We start from the raw sequence: 14,945 nt of genomic DNA on the forward strand, positions 1-14,945 counted from the left end.
CCGCCTTCATCCAAACTGCTTCTCGAATTTAACCGCCTTATCCTTTAGACTGTTCGCTCTCGTCAACTCAGATAAAGCCGTCCCTTTATGCGTCCAATGATTGCCCGCGTGGCACTGCCTGTTCCACTCGACAAGCAGTTCGATTACAAGATTCCAAGCCACCTATTTCCGATTATTGGTGGACGAGTCTCTGTGCCTTTTGGACGACAAACCTTAACCGGTATTGTCACGGCTCTGGTTAACGAATCTGAATTCGAGCTAGACAAGCTCAAACCGATTAAAGCCTTGTTAGACAATCAACCTGTTTGGCCGGAATCTGTCTATTCACTGTTAATGTGGTGCAGTCAGTTTTATCAGTACCCGCTTGGTGAAACCTTTGCTAACGCCCTTCCGAGCGCCCTAAGAAAAGGCAAAGCCGCCGACTTCGCGACGCTGGTTGAGTGGCAGTTAACACCATCAGGCAAAGACCAACTGATGCAAGGTTTTGGTCGCGCGGTCAAGCAAGCAAAAGTGATGCACATGCTTGAGCACGGCCCGGTTCCTCATCAAGAGTTCATTGATGAAGAGGTAGGCAGTGCCGTACTCAAGACGCTTGAAGAGAAAGGCTGGATTGAATCGGTAGAGAAAAAGCCGAAACGCCAACCGTGGCCGGTTGAACTTGAGAACGACCAAGACAAACCTAAGCTCAATGCCGAACAAGCCATCGCGATTGCGACCGTAAATAGCCAAACCGACTTTGGTTGTTTCCTGTTAGAGGGGGTCACTGGCTCAGGTAAGACCGAGGTTTACCTGAATATGATTAAGCCGATTCTCGACCAAGGTAAACAAGCGTTAGTGCTTGTGCCCGAGATTGGCCTCACCCCTCAAACGATTAACCGCTTTAAGCGACGCTTTAATGTGCCTGTTGAGGTTATCCACTCAGGTTTAAACGATTCTGAGCGACTGAATGCTTGGTTATCGGCGCGCGATAAGATAGCGGGCATCGTGATTGGTACCCGTTCAGCCCTGTTCACGCCGTTTGCTGACCTAGGCATTATCATTGTCGATGAAGAGCACGATGCCTCTTATAAGCAACAAGATAGCCTGCGCTACCACGCTCGTGATGTGGCGATCATGCGTGCTCATAAAGCGCAGATCCCGGTAGTTTTAGGCTCGGCGACTCCAGCCTTTGAAACACTGCACAACGCTCAGATCGGCAAATACAGTTATCTCACCCTCACTTCACGTGCGGGTGTCGCACTGCCGACCACCAATAAGGTCTTGGATGTTAAAGGTGAATATCTAGAAAGTGGTTTGTCTGCGTCGTTAATTGCAGAGATGCAAAGACACCTCAAAGCAGGCAACCAAGTAATGCTGTTCCTCAATCGCCGAGGGTTTTCTCCCGCATTGATGTGTCACGATTGTGGTTGGACTGCCGAGTGTAAACGTTGTGATGCTTATTATACTTATCACCAATACAGTAATGAGATGCGCTGCCACCACTGCGGTTCTCAGCAGCATATCGTGCACAATTGCCAAGGTTGTGGGTCTGCAAACTTAGTGACAGTGGGTGTCGGTACCGAGCAGTTAGAAGCTCAGCTTGGCCAACTATTCCCGGAATACAAAACCATTCGTATTGACCGTGACAGCACCCGCCGTAAAGGCAGCTTAGAAAGCGCACTCGAGTCGATTCGTAAGGGTGAATTCCAAATTCTTATCGGCACGCAGATGCTCGCTAAGGGTCACCATTTCCCTGATGTGACACTTGTGGCGTTATTGGATGTGGATGGCTCTTTATATAGCAGTGACTTCCGAGCGTCTGAACGTCTTGCCCAGCTATTCATCCAAGTAGCGGGGCGCGCAGGACGAGCAAGCAAGCCCGGTGAGGTGATCTTACAGACTCACCATCCAGAACATGGGTTACTGCAAGCCTTGCTGCACAAAGACTATAACCACTTTGCTCAGACGGCACTGGCAGAGCGTAAGCAGGCAATGTTACCGCCCTATACCTTTATGACGCTGTTTAGAGCAGAAGCCAATGACACTCGCTTGGTGGAAGAGTTCTTGCGTCAGGTTCGTCACACATTGGAATCACATCCACTGTTTGACCAATATTGCATGGTGTTAGGGCCAACCCCGGCTCCGTTAGCAAAACGAGCGGGCAAATCGCGCTGGCAGTTAATCTTACAAACTCAGACGCGCTCGTTAATGCAGAAGCTATTAATGAGTGCCAAGCCGGCCATCAATATGTTACCTGCTGCGAAAAAAGTTCGCTGGTCACTCGATATTGAACCGCAAGATTTGAGCTAAACCCACTTGGGTTAAAACTAATGATAAGTTTGTTCACAAATATTTCATATTTCTCGTGAGCAACTTCACACTAGTCATGTGATTTTTGTTAATCTAGCCGTAACTTTACACGGATTAAACGAATAAAATATTGCAATAAAAAAAGTGTTAGCAACACTTTCATAATATCTATTCGATTACATTTATTATTCACGCCTTAGATGCTTAGGCGACAAAGGAACTTAAAAGAGGGTTTAATTTATGGCGACAATGAAGGATGTTGCCCAGCTAGCAGGCGTCTCAACAGCCACGGTATCACGTGCATTGATGAACCCTGAGAAAGTCTCAGTTTCAACTCGCAAACGAGTGGAAACAGCAGTACTTGAAGCTGGATACTCACCCAATACATTAGCTAGAAACTTACGTCGCAACGAATCAAAAACCATCATCACTATTGTTCCTGATATCTGTGACCCTTATTTCGCCGAGATCATTCGTGGTATCGAAGATGCCGCAGTAGAAAATGATTACCTTGTTCTACTGGGTGATAGCGGCCAGCAAAAGAAGCGCGAGTCTTCATTTGTTAACTTAGTGTTCACCAAACAAGCTGACGGCATGTTGCTACTGGGCACGGACCATCCGTTTGATGTCAGCAAACCTGAACAAAAGAATTTACCGCCGATGGTGATGGCGTGTGAGTTTGCCCCTGAACTTGAACTGCCTACGGTACACATCGATAACCTGACCTCTGCCTTTGAAGCGGTTAACTACCTAGCTCAGTTAGGTCATAAACGTATTGCTCAAATCTCAGGCCCAGTATCGGCAACACTGTGTAAGTTCCGCCAACAAGGCTACCAACAAGCGCTGCGTCGTGCCGGAGTCTCTATGAATCCAGCCTACAGCACGGTTGGTGACTTCACCTTTGAAGCGGGCGCTCAAGCGGTTCGTCAATTACTGGCTCTGCCTGAACAGCCAACCGCTATTTTCTGTCACAACGATGCGATGGCGATTGGCGCGATTCAAGAAGCGAAGAAGCTGGGCTTGCGCGTTCCTCAAGACCTATCGATTGTCGGCTTCGATGACATCCAATTCGCTCAATACTGCGATCCACCGCTAACCACCATTTCTCAGCCTCGTTATGAGATTGGACGCCAAGCGATGTTGATGATGCTTGATCTATTGAAGGGCAACGATGTGCAAGCAGGGTCGCGCCTGCTTGAAGCTAAATTGGTAGTTCGAGGCAGTACAGCGCCACCTCGAATGTAACCCTCAGAAATACCCTTACAAATCTGCGGCACATTTTGATGTGCCGCTTCCATTTCTGCACTATTATCCTCGCGCAATCTGGATTACCATGAGGGCAGAATCAGCAACTATTGAATTGTCTTGTGGCTAATAGAGATTATGTAAAGCGTGGTCGTGGCACGAAAAAACCAACCAAAAAACAAGCCCCTCGCCGTAAACCTTGGCGCAGTGGTCTTTTGGCGATCCTCCTTGCCGGTGGTTTTGGTTACGGACTTTACCTATTGAGTAATGATCCTGAGCCGCCAGCACCAACGCCTGTGGCAACCAAACCAAAACCTAAGCCAAAACCAGCGAAAGTGATTCCGCCGCCTCCTGAAGAGAAGTGGGACTACGTTGAAACGCTGCCAAGCCGCGAGATTGAAGTAAAAGCCAAAGAGCAACAGATCTCTAAGATCCCTTACATCATGCAGTGTGGCGCTTACAAAACCTCCTCGCAGGCAGAAGCACGTAAGTTGGATATTGCCTTCCAAGGTATCTCGAGTGAGATCCGCAAGAAAGATGGTAGTAGCTGGTACCGTGTGGTTCTAGGACCATACAAGTTAAAGCGTGACGCAGAACGCGATCGCCATAAGCTGCAACGAGCGAAAATTGAACCTTGTGCTATTTGGAAAGACACCGAGTAGTTTTAGATTCAGCGGCAGTCTTTGTCTTAATAAAAACCGAAAATCAAACACCGAAAGCCTCCCATTGTGGAGGTTTTCTTTTATCCCCCTCCCCTTTAACCAAATTTCCTTACAACTTCCGCCGATAAGTTTGCACGACATCACTCACCCTTCCTTGAATTATCCGAGCACCATCCTCATATACTTTTTATACCCAAAGATAAGAAATATTAAGAGGCCCTACTCGTGACTACCATTGTATCTGTACGTCGTAATAATAAAGTCGTCATCGCGGGTGATGGACAAGTATCTCTAGGCAATACTGTAATGAAGGGCAATGCCCGTAAAGTACGTCGCCTATACAACAACAAAGTACTGGCAGGTTTTGCTGGCGGTACTGCTGATGCTTTCACGCTATTCGAAAAATTTGAAAGCAAGCTGCAAATGCACCAAGGCCACCTGACCAAAGCTGCCGTTGAGCTAGCGAAGGATTGGCGTAGCGACCGTGCTCTACGTAAGTTAGAAGCACTGTTAGCAGTAGCGGATGAGACCGCTTCACTGATCATCACAGGTAACGGTGACGTAGTTCAACCAGAGAACGACCTGATTGCGATCGGCTCGGGCGGTAACTTCGCTCAAGCAGCAGCTACAGCACTATTAGAAAATACTGATTTAGATGCGCGTGAAATCGCAGAGAAGTCGCTGAACATTGCGGGCGATATCTGTGTATTCACCAACCATCACCACACTATTGAAGAACTAGAAAGCACCGTTGAGCTGCCAAAGCCAGAGTAACGACCGCTTCCATCAATAACGTTGTATTCAACAGTGATTAAAGAATTAAGGAAAAACCATGTCTGAGATGACTCCTCGCGAAATTGTTCACGAACTCAATCGCCACATTATCGGCCAAGACAACGCTAAGCGTTCAGTGGCTATCGCTCTGCGTAACCGCTGGCGTCGTATGCAGCTTGAAGAAAGCCTGCGTGTTGAAGTATCGCCAAAGAACATCCTAATGATTGGCCCAACGGGTGTCGGTAAAACTGAGATTGCTCGCCGTCTAGCGAAACTAGCAAACGCGCCTTTCATTAAGGTAGAAGCGACTAAGTTCACCGAAGTTGGCTACGTTGGTAAAGAAGTTGAGACCATCATCCGTGATCTAACGGACGTTGCAATCAAGATGACACACCAACAAGCGATGGAAAAAGTACAGTACCGCGCTGAAGAACAAGCTGAAGAACGCATTCTTGATGCCCTTCTACCACCAGCACGTGATGCTTGGGGTCAGAACGAGCAATCAACTGAAGACACCACATCTTCAAACACTCGTCAGATTTTCCGCAAGAAACTGCGTGAAGGTAAGCTAGACGACAAAGAGATCGAAGTTGATGTAGCCGCGCCGCAAATGGGCGTTGAAATCATGTCACCTCCAGGTATGGAAGAGATGACAAACCAGCTGCAAGGCATGTTCCAAAACCTAGCTGGCGACACCAAGAAAAAGCGTAAGATGAAAATCAAAGACGCATTCAAAGCACTGACGGAAGAAGAAGCTTCAAAGCTTGTGAACCAAGAAGAGCTAAAAGAGAACGCGATCTTCAACGCTGAAAACAACGGCATCGTATTCATCGATGAGATCGACAAAATCTGTAAGCGTGGCGACAGCTCAGGCCCAGACGTATCTCGCGAAGGTGTTCAGCGTGACCTACTGCCTCTTATCGAAGGCAGCACAGTATCAACCAAGCACGGCATGGTTAAAACTGACCACATCTTGTTTATCACATCAGGCGCATTCCAAGTGGCTAAGCCATCTGACCTGATCCCTGAGCTACAAGGTCGTCTACCAATCCGCGTAGAACTTGAAGCGCTTTCAGCACATGACTTCAAACGCATCCTGACTGAACCAAAAGCATCGCTAACAGAGCAATACATTGCCCTAATGAAAACAGAAGATGTCAGCATTGAGTTCACTGAAGATGGCATCAACCAGATTGCGGACGCAGCATGGCGCGTAAACGAAACCACTGAGAACATCGGTGCGCGTCGTCTACACACAGTGATGGAGCGTCTAATGGATGAGATATCATTCGAAGCAACAGACAAAGCAGGCAGCAAGCTAGTGATTGATGAAGCTTACGTAACATCGAAACTTGGCGAATTCGTTGAAGACGAAGACCTAAGCCGCTTCATCCTGTAGCACACGAAACTCCAACTTATTGCTCTATCTCAAAGAAATAGCAGCTAATAAGCGAATTCAAGGCCCACTTTCGAGTGGGCTTTTTATTACCCGAAAAATGGGCGTATACTCAAATCACAGTATGAAACGAAGACTTACAAAGAATTAGACCTACGATGAAACAATCTCTACTGATCTGGCTTGATGCCGCACGACCAAAAACTCTGCCTCTCGCACTTGTCTCTATTCTTACAGGAAGTAGTTTAGCGTTCGCCGGTGGTCAGTTTTCTTTATCGATAGCCCTACTGGCATTTTTAACCGCCACCCTATTACAGATTTTATCGAACCTAGCCAATGACTATGGCGACGCCGTAAAAGGCACAGACAACGAAAATCGTCTGGGGCCAACACGTGCCATGCAATCTGGTGCGGTGACGGCGAAAACCATGAAGCAAGCGATCATCCTCAACATCGTGTTTACCATGGTCGCTGGACTGATTCTTATTTTTCATGCCTTAACCTCGATTGAAAGTATCTTATCTTTCATTGCGTTAGGCGTATTAGCCATTGTTGCAGCCATCGCTTATACCGTCGGTAATAAACCTTATGGTTATATCGGCCTTGGCGACTTGTCGGTGTTTATCTTCTTTGGTTTGTTAGGTGTTTCAGGGACTTACTTCTTACACACTGGTCACGTTGAACCAAGCCTATTCCTTCCGGCATTGGGCTGTGGCTTGATGGCGGTTGCGGTACTCAATATCAACAACATGCGTGATATCGAAAACGACAGCGAATGTGGTAAGCGCACCATGGCGGTTCGCCTAGGACAGCGCAAAGCCAAGCATTATCATTTTGCTCTGCTTGGTCTCGCCCTTGCGTCTTTCGCTATCTACCTGCTTATTCAAGAAAAGCCTGTCTGGATCAGCCTGCCGTTTTTGCTGAGCATTATTATTGTTTACAAGCATGGCAAAGCTGTTTGGGAAACCGAAAAGCCAGCGCAAATCGCACCAATGATGCCGGTGATTGTGAAATGCTCACTGGTCACTAACCTATTGTTTGCAGGGGTTGTCGTAGCTCAAACTCTATTGAGTTAAATGAGACTAATCATTGCAAAGGGATCAAGCGCCGATATACTCAAAGTAAGCTCATTGTTCAAAAGGTATACTAATGGAATACAACACTTCAGCACTGTGCGACATATATTTGGATCAAGTTGATGTCGTGGAGCCAATGTTCAGCAACTTCGGTGGACGTGCATCCTTCGCAGGACAGATCACGACATTAAAGTGTTTTGAAGACAACGCTTTGATTCGCTCTGTACTAGAGCAAGACGGTCTGGGGCGTGTGTTGTTAATCGATGGTGGCGGCTCACTACGTAAAGCGCTGATCGATGCTGAGATTGCCCTACTTGCCGAAGACAATGAGTGGGAAGGAATTGTGGTTTACGGCTGCGTTCGTGAAGTCGATGAGCTTGAAGATATGAACCTAGGCATCCAAGCCTTGGCTTCTATTCCTGTTGGTGCGAGCCAAGAAGGTGTCGGTGAGTTAGACGTTCCTGTGAACTTTGGCAGCGTGACCTTCTTACCAGAAGATTACCTCTACGCAGACAACACCGGCATCATTCTTTCTGCCGAACCTCTAGATGTAGAACTTGATTTGGATGTCGAGGAAGAAGAGGTCGAGTAACTCTCACTCAGCTTCAAATCATAAGAACACGAAGCATAAGAACACAAACAAAAACGCCCGCTACTGAGTAGCGGGCGTTTTTTTAAATCTGAAGAGTCGATTACTCTACTTCATCCATTTTACCAAGAAGGTTACGGATGCGATCTTGCCATGCTGAATGCTCTTCCTGCATTTGCTGAGTTTTTTGCTCTAGCTCGTGACGGCTTGCTTTAAGCTCACCAGCTTCTGTTGCTAGTGCTTGTTTCTCTTCTTTAAGCTCTTCCACTTCCATTTGAAGAAGTGCAATTGTATCTACTGCTGTTTGAATTTTTGCTTCTAGCTGCTCTAGTACTTCAAAAGACATTCTGGCCTACCTTTAAGTTATCCGTTTGATGGTGAAGGTTCACTCCACTTATTTCCCCATTCTACTCAGCAGAGCAAGGATAAACACTCAATATATTCGATATTTTGCGCCATTCGATGAAAAAAACAGCGCTTTTTACCGAATATTGACGTGAACGATTACCGCCACAACGGCAAACCGATTATTTTGATGAATAATAACTGTTTTCCACTGCGAATTGATCGAGAGCAATCTCCAAAAAACAAAAAGGCAAACGTTTCCTTTTGGATATGGTAAAATTCGCCGCGAAATTTCTATTCCCCCTTTGAAAATTTTGGAGTCCGCATGAAACGCGATTTAGCAATGTCATTCTCTCGTGTCACAGAAGGTGCAGCACTAGCTGGTTACAAGTGGCTTGGCCGTGGCGATAAAAACGCTGCAGATGGCGCTGCTGTAGAAGTAATGCGTAGCCTATTAAACAAAACCGAAATTAGCGGTGAGATTGTTATCGGCGAAGGTGAAATCGATGATGCACCTATGCTGTACATCGGCGAAAACGTAGGTGTGGGCGGCGACGCTGTCGACATCGCAGTTGACCCAATTGAAGGGACACGCATGACAGCAATGGGCCAATCAAATGCATTGGCTGTATTGGCTGCAGGCGAAAAAGGCAGCTTCCTTAAAGCGCCTGATATGTACATGGAAAAGTTGGTTGTTGGCCCTGGCGCTAAAGGCGTGATTGACCTAGAACTGCCACTAACAGAAAACCTAGAAAACATCGCTAAAGCACTAGGTAAAACACTTGATACTCTAGTCGTAACCACACTTGCTAAGCCTCGTCATGATCAAATCATCGCCGATATGCAAGCAATGGGCGTTCGTGTATTTGCTGTGCCAGACGGTGATGTTGCGGCTTCTATCTTAACCTGTATGCCAGACAGCGAAGTAGACGTCATGTACTGTATCGGCGGCGCACCTGAAGGTGTGGTTTCGGCTGCGGTAATTCGCGCACTCGACGGCGACATGCACGGTCGTCTTCTACCTCGCCATGAAGTTAAAGGCGACACAGCAGAAAACCGCAAGCACGGTGAACTTGAACTTGAGCGCTGCGCAGAAATGGGCGTAACGGCGGGTATCGTGTTGAAGATGGAAGACATGGCTCGCAGCGATAACGTTGTATTCTCAGCAACAGGCATCACTAAGGGTGACTTGCTAGAAGGCATTTCTCGTCAAGGCAATATCGCAACCACAGAAACTCTGCTTATCCGTGGCCGTTGCCGTACGATTCGCCGCATCAAATCTATCCACTACCTAGAGCGTAAAGATCCAGAAGTAGTAGGTCATATCCTGTAAGCCAAAACTCGGTGAAACAGAATATTCGAAGGCTGATACCAAGTATCAGCCTTTTGTTTTATTGCCGTACCAGAATCTCACCATGGCAGCCAATAGAGTAAAACGCTATCTGAAGAGTAAATTACTATCAATATAGTAAATGGTTTGCTTTATAAACACCTTGCCTCATAATAGTAAGGTTCATGAGGTAGGGATAGTATGAAAACAAGCGACAAAATCTTACAGACCATTAAGCGTCAAGGCGCGGTAACCGCGAAACAACTGTCAGAAGAATTTGGCATGACGACAATGGGTGCAAGGCAACATCTGCAAAGCCTGGAAGATGACGGTATTCTTGCGTTTCATGACGTGAAAGTGAAAGTGGGTCGCCCGACTCGCCACTGGTCCCTGACTCAACAAGGCCACAGCCAATTTTCAGACCGACATGGTGAACTCACGATTCAAGTGATTGATGCTGTGGAGAATCTATTTGGTAAAGAGGGGCTGGCTAAGGTTGCTGCCGAGCGTGAACAACACACACTCAAGCAGTATCAAGCTGCATTGTCTGACTGTAATTCACTCATCAGCAAGCTTAAAAAACTTACCCAGCTTCGTGAAGACGAAGGCTACATGGCTGAGCTTCAAGAGCATGATGATCACTACATCTTGATTGAGAACCACTGCCCTATCTGTAAGGCTGCAACTCGCTGCCCTAGCCTGTGCCAATCTGAGCTCAATGTGTTTACTGAGTTACTAAAAGATGAGTGCCATGTGAGCCGTACAGAACACATCATTGCTGGCGAACGACGCTGTACTTACACCTTAACACCCGCACTTTGATTTTAACGGTAAGCGATTAATGCCGTCTCAATATTGAGAAAATACAAATAGATTAAAATTTGTACAGATTTCTTTCTTAAGCTTAGAGCATATAAAACACGCTTAATGCTAAGGAAGGAATGATGGCGCATCCACAACCCTCTCAAAAACTGCCACCCTTTGATGAACTTGTCCAACTCGCGAAAAGCGATCCGAAAGCATTCAATCAATTCAAACACGAGATGTGCGAACAGATGATCTGTTCGGCTTCAGAAGTAATGCAAGACCGACTTCGCGCACAACAAAGTCACATCGACTTAGTGGTTAGCCGTTGTAAAAACCCACACCACGCCAATGTCGTACTCATGCAAGAGCTGCGCTGTCAGGTCTGTAAGTTCCAAGATGCACTCGAAGGGCGCTGCGGCTTTGAAGAATCTCTGCCTGAAAATGTCGTGCCTTTTAAGCCAAATACCGAACCTAAAATGTACTGAAATTAGCAAAGCATTAAAAAGAAAAAAGGGAGCGTAATGCTCCCTTCTATTGATTCGCGGTTCAATATTTACATGGGTCTTCGCCGTAGTCATTACGGCCTTCTGTGCCTTTCAACAAGCCACACTCAATCAGAATCCACAAACCACACACTAATGCCGCGACGGTTGCCGCCATATGAATTGGCGATACCGGCTCTGTCGTCGTTGCAGCCATTGGCGAAGCTAAACGCCCCAATACTAATGGCACATTCAATAGTAGCCAGTAATTAGACTTATTGCGGTCGTGCCAGCGCTTAGCGGTTACCGCAAGATCTGGGATCACAAGCATCAATAGGAAGATTGGTAGCAGGATATAAGAGTAAGCAGGGAACAACACAGAGATACCAGAAGCAAAACCGGTAATCGCTATGTAGTAGAAAATATTCCAAATCCAGTAAGTCTTACGACCAATTCTCCCCTTGAAAGAGAGCAGTAATTCTTTCATCGACATCTTAAATACTCAAATTTATACGCCGCTAAAAGTCAGCAGCAATGGTTAGTTTATTACTTTTTGAAAGCAACTTTTATCCATATCACGAATATTCACCGTTAAGCTTCTTACATGACTCGCTTGTTCTTGCAGGACCTGCATTAACGATCGTGACAATTCTCGCTTTTGCTCTTCCGTTCGTCCCGAAAGTAACTCAAAGCTGATATGAATAAAGTCTACACTATCTTCCTCATCACCGACCAACCAATTATGGCAACGCAATGAACGAGACTTCACTGACGGCACATCAAACAAGCCACACGTGAGAGCGACTTGGTGGAGATCTTCCAGTAAGCCTTGGATATTTACTCGCTCATCCACTGAATTGGAGTACTCTAGAACTAGATTCGGCATTGTTACTTCCTGTTGTTAACGCAATCGTTTGTCCCTTAATAACAACTAACGATGAAAAATCCGAGAAGTTAGCTATTATTCTGTCTGCCGGATCACTGATATATGCTCAAAATCTACTCTGACCATTGAGTAAGATCCAAGAAAGTCATGACCACAGTCATGATCTGTTGATATTAATCTGTTATATTATTTCGTAATAAAGTTTACTTTTTTACATTCGATTTATTTAAATACTTTGGAGATATTCCTATGCGTCATCCTGTAGTTATGGGTAACTGGAAACTAAACGGCAGCAAAGAAATGGTTGTTGATCTACTAAACGGTCTTAACGCTGAACTTGAAGGCGTAACAGGCGTAGACGTAGCAGTTGCTCCACCAGCACTTTTCGTTGATCTTGCTGAGCGTACGCTTACTGAAGCTGGCAGCGCGATCATCCTAGGTGCTCAAAACTCTGACCTAAACAACAGCGGTGCATTCACTGGCGACATGTCTCCAGCAATGCTTAAAGAGTTCGGCGCATCTCATATCATCATCGGTCACTCTGAGCGTCGTGAATACCACAACGAATCAGATGAGTTCGTAGCTAAGAAATTCGCATTCCTAAAAGAGAACGGCCTAACTCCAGTTCTTTGTATCGGTGAATCTGAAGCACAAAACGAAGCAGGCGAAACTGTTGCAGTATGTGCTCGTCAACTTGACGCTGTTATTAACACTCAAGGTGTTGAAGCTCTTGAAGGCGCTATCATCGCTTACGAACCAATCTGGGCTATCGGTACTGGTAAAGCAGCTACAGCTGAAGATGCACAACGCATCCACGCTCAAATCCGTGCACACATCGCAGAGAAATCTGAAGAAGTTGCTAAGAAAGTTGTTATCCAATACGGCGGTTCTGTTAAGCCAGAAAACGCAGCAGCTTACTTCGCACAACCAGACATCGACGGTGCTCTAGTTGGCGGCGCAGCTCTAGACGCGAAAAGCTTCGCAGCTATCGCTAAAGCAGCAGCTGAAGCAAAAGCTTAATTTAAACCTCACCGTTTAGATTAGATGAAAGGTCAACTTAGGTTGGCCTTTTTTGATCTCGCTCGAAAATCACCACCCTTAACCTCTTTTTTGTACTGAGCTCTTTGTAACAATAACATTCCGGTTTATTGGACTGCGTTATGAAAATTTATAAACAAGCTCATCTAAACACATTTCGAAAACAGCTCCGAAACAACATGCCTCAACCAGAACGCAAGCTATGGTTTTATATACGGAAAAAGCAGATTGGTATTAAGTTTCGCAGACAACATAGCATCGGAAAGTACGTCGTGGATTTCTTCTGCTGTGAACTAAAACTGGCCATTGAAATAGATGGTAATAGCCACTTTTCAGAACAAGCACAGGCTTACGATCATCAGCGTACACAAGACTTAAACAAACTTGGAATCAAGGTGCTTCGCTTTACCAATAATGAAGTTAATCAGAACCTTGAGGAAGTTTTGGTGAAAATCATGAATTCAATCCCCAAATAAACTTCTGTGTACACATCCCCCTCTAACTCCCCCTTATTTCAACATTTTCGATTCCCCTGCCGATCTAAGGTAAAGGGGGAGAACTTTCTTTGTTCACTTAGATTCCTAGGCTTACTGAAACCATAAAATGTTCAATAAATCGCTAATAGGAAAGCTTACGTTAATCGCTAAAATTTGTTGTAGTCGGTATATGTTCTAACAACTACGGAACGGTTCCTCCCCTTTCCAAAGAAAGATAAAGGGATCTGGAAAACTGACATAAGGGGAGGCTAGGAGGGGATTTTGCAATGAATCAAAAGAACGTCAGGCAAAAAAAAACCGCTGAACAATCAGCGGTTTTTAAATTCTTTAAGCGAACGCTAAGCGTGGATTAGAACAACTCTTCTGCAACGCGGAACAGCTCAGAACGGTCTGGGTTCTGCATGTTCTCGATACAGTCGATGATGTCGTGGTGAACAAGTTCTTCTTTCTCGATACCAACACAACGACCACCGTGACCTTCTTGAAGAAGGTGAACAGCGTAGTTACCCATGCGAGAAGCAAGTACACGGTCAAATGCAGTAGGACGACCACCACGTTGGATGTGACCAAGAACCGTTGCACGAGTTTCACGACCAGTTGAAGATTCGATCTCTTTAGCCAGTTCGTTAGCATCCATCATTAGCTCAGTTAGAGCGATGATTGCGTGCTTCTTACCTTTCGCAATACCATCTTGGATGTTGCTGATAAGCTGTTCTTTATCTAGGCCAGTCTCTGGAGTAATGATGTACTCACAACCACCCGCGATTGCTGACATAAGCGTAAGGTCACCACAGTGACGGCCCATGATTTCAACAATAGAAATACGTTGGTGAGAAGAAGACGTGTCACGTAGACGGTCAATTGAATCAATAACAGTGTTAAGCGCTGTTAGGTAACCGATTGTGTAGTCAGTACCCGCGATATCGTTATCGATTGTGCCTGGAAGACCGATACATGGGTAACCCATTTCAGTCAGTTTTTTAGCACCCATGTAAGAACCGTCACCACCGATAACAACAAGTGCTTCGATGCCGTGCTTCTTAAGGTTCTCAATGCCTTTCTCACGAACAGCAACGTCTTTGAACTCAGGGAAACGTGCAGAACCTAAGAAAGTACCACCACGGTTGATCACGTCAGATACGCTTGAACGGTCAAGCTTTTCGATACGGTCTTCAACAAGGCCTTGGTAGCCGTCGTAAATGCCGTAAACTTCAATGCCAACTGATAACGCAGTACGAACAACGCCGCGAACTGCTGCGTTCATACCTGGAGCGTCACCACCACTGGTCAAAACACCGATCTTCTTAATCATGCTCACCCTCGATTTTTGGGAATCTATTATTCAATTCTTGTACTTGCTGATTGTATATCAACAAGATTTTAAATCTGTATTTGTGCTTTATGTTACATTTCCTCAAAGGGAATAGCACTTAAATCGCGTAAATTTATGTAACATTTCTACTTCTGTAAGAGTATTACAGTTTTACTCAGTAACTTTGTTGATTCACATCAGAATCAACATTAATTGT

General features: G+C 45.7%; 16 protein-coding genes. 12 read left to right on the plus strand and 4 right to left on the minus strand.

What is annotated here, in order from left to right:
- The first annotated feature begins 87 nt into the window (after positions 1–87).
- The 7 genes from priA to rraA all read left to right on the plus strand — a co-directional run bounded on the left by priA (position 88) and on the right by rraA (position 8,034).
- Positions 88–2,289, plus strand: coding sequence for a primosomal protein N' (priA, locus tag AB4484_RS02120; protein ID WP_268672629.1), 2,202 nt, complete (start codon positions 88–90; stop codon positions 2,287–2,289).
- Positions 2,290–2,529: 240 nt separating this feature from the next.
- Positions 2,530–3,534 carry a DNA-binding transcriptional regulator CytR gene (gene cytR, locus AB4484_RS02125; protein WP_017103629.1) on the plus strand — a complete coding sequence of 335 codons (1,005 nt, stop codon included), beginning with the start codon at positions 2,530–2,532 and terminating at the stop codon, positions 3,532–3,534.
- A 122-nt stretch (positions 3,535–3,656) separates the two neighbouring features.
- The gene (locus tag AB4484_RS02130; protein ID WP_050619833.1) at positions 3,657–4,196 is read left to right on the plus strand and encodes an SPOR domain-containing protein; all 540 of its coding nucleotides are present in this window, start codon (positions 3,657–3,659) and stop codon (positions 4,194–4,196) included.
- Between the two features lie 225 nt (positions 4,197–4,421).
- A complete protein-coding gene (gene hslV / locus AB4484_RS02135) occupies positions 4,422–4,970 on the plus strand; it encodes an ATP-dependent protease subunit HslV (protein WP_004729692.1) in 549 nt (182 codons plus the stop codon).
- Positions 4,971–5,028: 58 nt separating this feature from the next.
- Entirely contained in the window at positions 5,029–6,369 is a 1,341-nt protein-coding gene (hslU, locus tag AB4484_RS02140) for an HslU--HslV peptidase ATPase subunit (protein WP_048605412.1), read from the plus strand.
- A gap of 155 nt (positions 6,370–6,524) precedes the next feature.
- Positions 6,525–7,442, plus strand: coding sequence for a 1,4-dihydroxy-2-naphthoate polyprenyltransferase (locus AB4484_RS02145; RefSeq protein ID WP_050632401.1), 918 nt, complete (start codon positions 6,525–6,527; stop codon positions 7,440–7,442).
- 73 nt (positions 7,443–7,515) lie between these two features.
- Entirely contained in the window at positions 7,516–8,034 is a 519-nt protein-coding gene (gene rraA, locus AB4484_RS02150; protein ID WP_017071322.1) for a ribonuclease E activity regulator RraA, read from the plus strand.
- Positions 8,035–8,134: 100 nt separating this feature from the next.
- Here rraA and zapB read toward each other — a convergent pair whose 3' ends face one another.
- Positions 8,135–8,377, minus strand: a complete 243-nt coding sequence (gene zapB / locus AB4484_RS02155; protein WP_008219652.1) for a cell division protein ZapB — start codon at positions 8,375–8,377, stop codon at positions 8,135–8,137.
- Positions 8,378–8,701: 324 nt separating this feature from the next.
- On the opposite strand from zapB, the gene glpX reads away from it, so the two are divergent.
- From glpX to AB4484_RS02170, 3 genes are all read left to right on the plus strand, one after another.
- A complete protein-coding gene (gene glpX / locus AB4484_RS02160; protein WP_372076227.1) occupies positions 8,702–9,709 on the plus strand; it encodes a class II fructose-bisphosphatase in 1,008 nt (335 codons plus the stop codon).
- A gap of 198 nt (positions 9,710–9,907) precedes the next feature.
- Entirely contained in the window at positions 9,908–10,528 is a 621-nt protein-coding gene (locus AB4484_RS02165) for a helix-turn-helix transcriptional regulator (RefSeq protein WP_372076229.1), read from the plus strand.
- 122 nt (positions 10,529–10,650) lie between these two features.
- Positions 10,651–10,998: a DUF3135 domain-containing protein gene (locus tag AB4484_RS02170; protein ID WP_050619836.1), complete on the plus strand. Its 348-nt coding sequence runs from the start codon at positions 10,651–10,653 to the stop codon at positions 10,996–10,998.
- Between the two features lie 61 nt (positions 10,999–11,059).
- Here the strand turns inward: AB4484_RS02170 and AB4484_RS02175 are convergent, their stop codons facing one another.
- On the minus strand, positions 11,060–11,488 hold the full coding sequence (locus AB4484_RS02175) for a DUF805 domain-containing protein (RefSeq protein WP_048605424.1): 429 nt from the start codon (positions 11,486–11,488) through the stop codon (positions 11,060–11,062).
- Between the two features lie 45 nt (positions 11,489–11,533).
- Positions 11,534–11,881 carry a 5-carboxymethyl-2-hydroxymuconate Delta-isomerase gene (locus AB4484_RS02180; RefSeq protein WP_050632402.1) on the minus strand — a complete coding sequence of 116 codons (348 nt, stop codon included), beginning with the start codon at positions 11,879–11,881 and terminating at the stop codon, positions 11,534–11,536.
- Between the two features lie 249 nt (positions 11,882–12,130).
- Here AB4484_RS02180 and tpiA point away from each other — a divergent pair, with 249 nt between their 5' ends.
- Positions 12,131–12,901, plus strand: a complete 771-nt coding sequence (gene tpiA / locus AB4484_RS02185; protein WP_017061158.1) for a triose-phosphate isomerase — start codon at positions 12,131–12,133, stop codon at positions 12,899–12,901.
- A gap of 140 nt (positions 12,902–13,041) precedes the next feature.
- Positions 13,042–13,395, plus strand: a complete 354-nt coding sequence (locus AB4484_RS02190) for an endonuclease domain-containing protein (protein ID WP_333010190.1) — start codon at positions 13,042–13,044, stop codon at positions 13,393–13,395.
- 370 nt (positions 13,396–13,765) lie between these two features.
- On the opposite strand, the gene pfkA is transcribed toward AB4484_RS02190, so the two are convergent.
- Positions 13,766–14,728 carry a 6-phosphofructokinase gene (gene pfkA, locus AB4484_RS02195; RefSeq protein ID WP_017061160.1) on the minus strand — a complete coding sequence of 321 codons (963 nt, stop codon included), beginning with the start codon at positions 14,726–14,728 and terminating at the stop codon, positions 13,766–13,768.
- Positions 14,729–14,945 lie beyond the last annotated feature (217 nt).

This window comes from Vibrio sp. 10N.261.46.A3, from assembly GCF_041472995.1.
Taxonomy (GTDB): Bacteria; Pseudomonadota; Gammaproteobacteria; order Enterobacterales; family Vibrionaceae; genus Vibrio; species Vibrio coralliirubri.

What these genes read in the sequence shown, in the direction of transcription:
- AB4484_RS02170 (WP_050619836.1), top strand. Translation starts at nt 10,651, where the DNA reads ATGGCGCATCCACAACCCTCTCAAAAACTGCCACCCTTTGATGAACTT.
- AB4484_RS02190 (WP_333010190.1), top strand. Translation starts at nt 13,042, where the DNA reads ATGAAAATTTATAAACAAGCTCATCTAAACACATTTCGAAAACAGCTC.
- cytR (WP_017103629.1), top strand. Translation starts at nt 2,530, where the DNA reads ATGGCGACAATGAAGGATGTTGCCCAGCTAGCAGGCGTCTCAACAGCC.
- hslU (WP_048605412.1), top strand. Translation starts at nt 5,029, where the DNA reads ATGTCTGAGATGACTCCTCGCGAAATTGTTCACGAACTCAATCGCCAC.
- pfkA (WP_017061160.1), bottom strand. Translation starts at nt 14,728, where the DNA reads ATGATTAAGAAGATCGGTGTTTTGACCAGTGGTGGTGACGCTCCAGGT.
- AB4484_RS02165 (WP_372076229.1), top strand. Translation starts at nt 9,908, where the DNA reads ATGAAAACAAGCGACAAAATCTTACAGACCATTAAGCGTCAAGGCGCG.
- AB4484_RS02145 (WP_050632401.1), top strand. Translation starts at nt 6,525, where the DNA reads ATGAAACAATCTCTACTGATCTGGCTTGATGCCGCACGACCAAAAACT.
- glpX (WP_372076227.1), top strand. Translation starts at nt 8,702, where the DNA reads ATGAAACGCGATTTAGCAATGTCATTCTCTCGTGTCACAGAAGGTGCA.
- AB4484_RS02180 (WP_050632402.1), bottom strand. Translation starts at nt 11,881, where the DNA reads ATGCCGAATCTAGTTCTAGAGTACTCCAATTCAGTGGATGAGCGAGTA.
- tpiA (WP_017061158.1), top strand. Translation starts at nt 12,131, where the DNA reads ATGCGTCATCCTGTAGTTATGGGTAACTGGAAACTAAACGGCAGCAAA.
- priA (WP_268672629.1), top strand. Translation starts at nt 88, where the DNA reads ATGCGTCCAATGATTGCCCGCGTGGCACTGCCTGTTCCACTCGACAAG.
- AB4484_RS02175 (WP_048605424.1), bottom strand. Translation starts at nt 11,488, where the DNA reads ATGTCGATGAAAGAATTACTGCTCTCTTTCAAGGGGAGAATTGGTCGT.
- rraA (WP_017071322.1), top strand. Translation starts at nt 7,516, where the DNA reads ATGGAATACAACACTTCAGCACTGTGCGACATATATTTGGATCAAGTT.
- zapB (WP_008219652.1), bottom strand. Translation starts at nt 8,377, where the DNA reads ATGTCTTTTGAAGTACTAGAGCAGCTAGAAGCAAAAATTCAAACAGCA.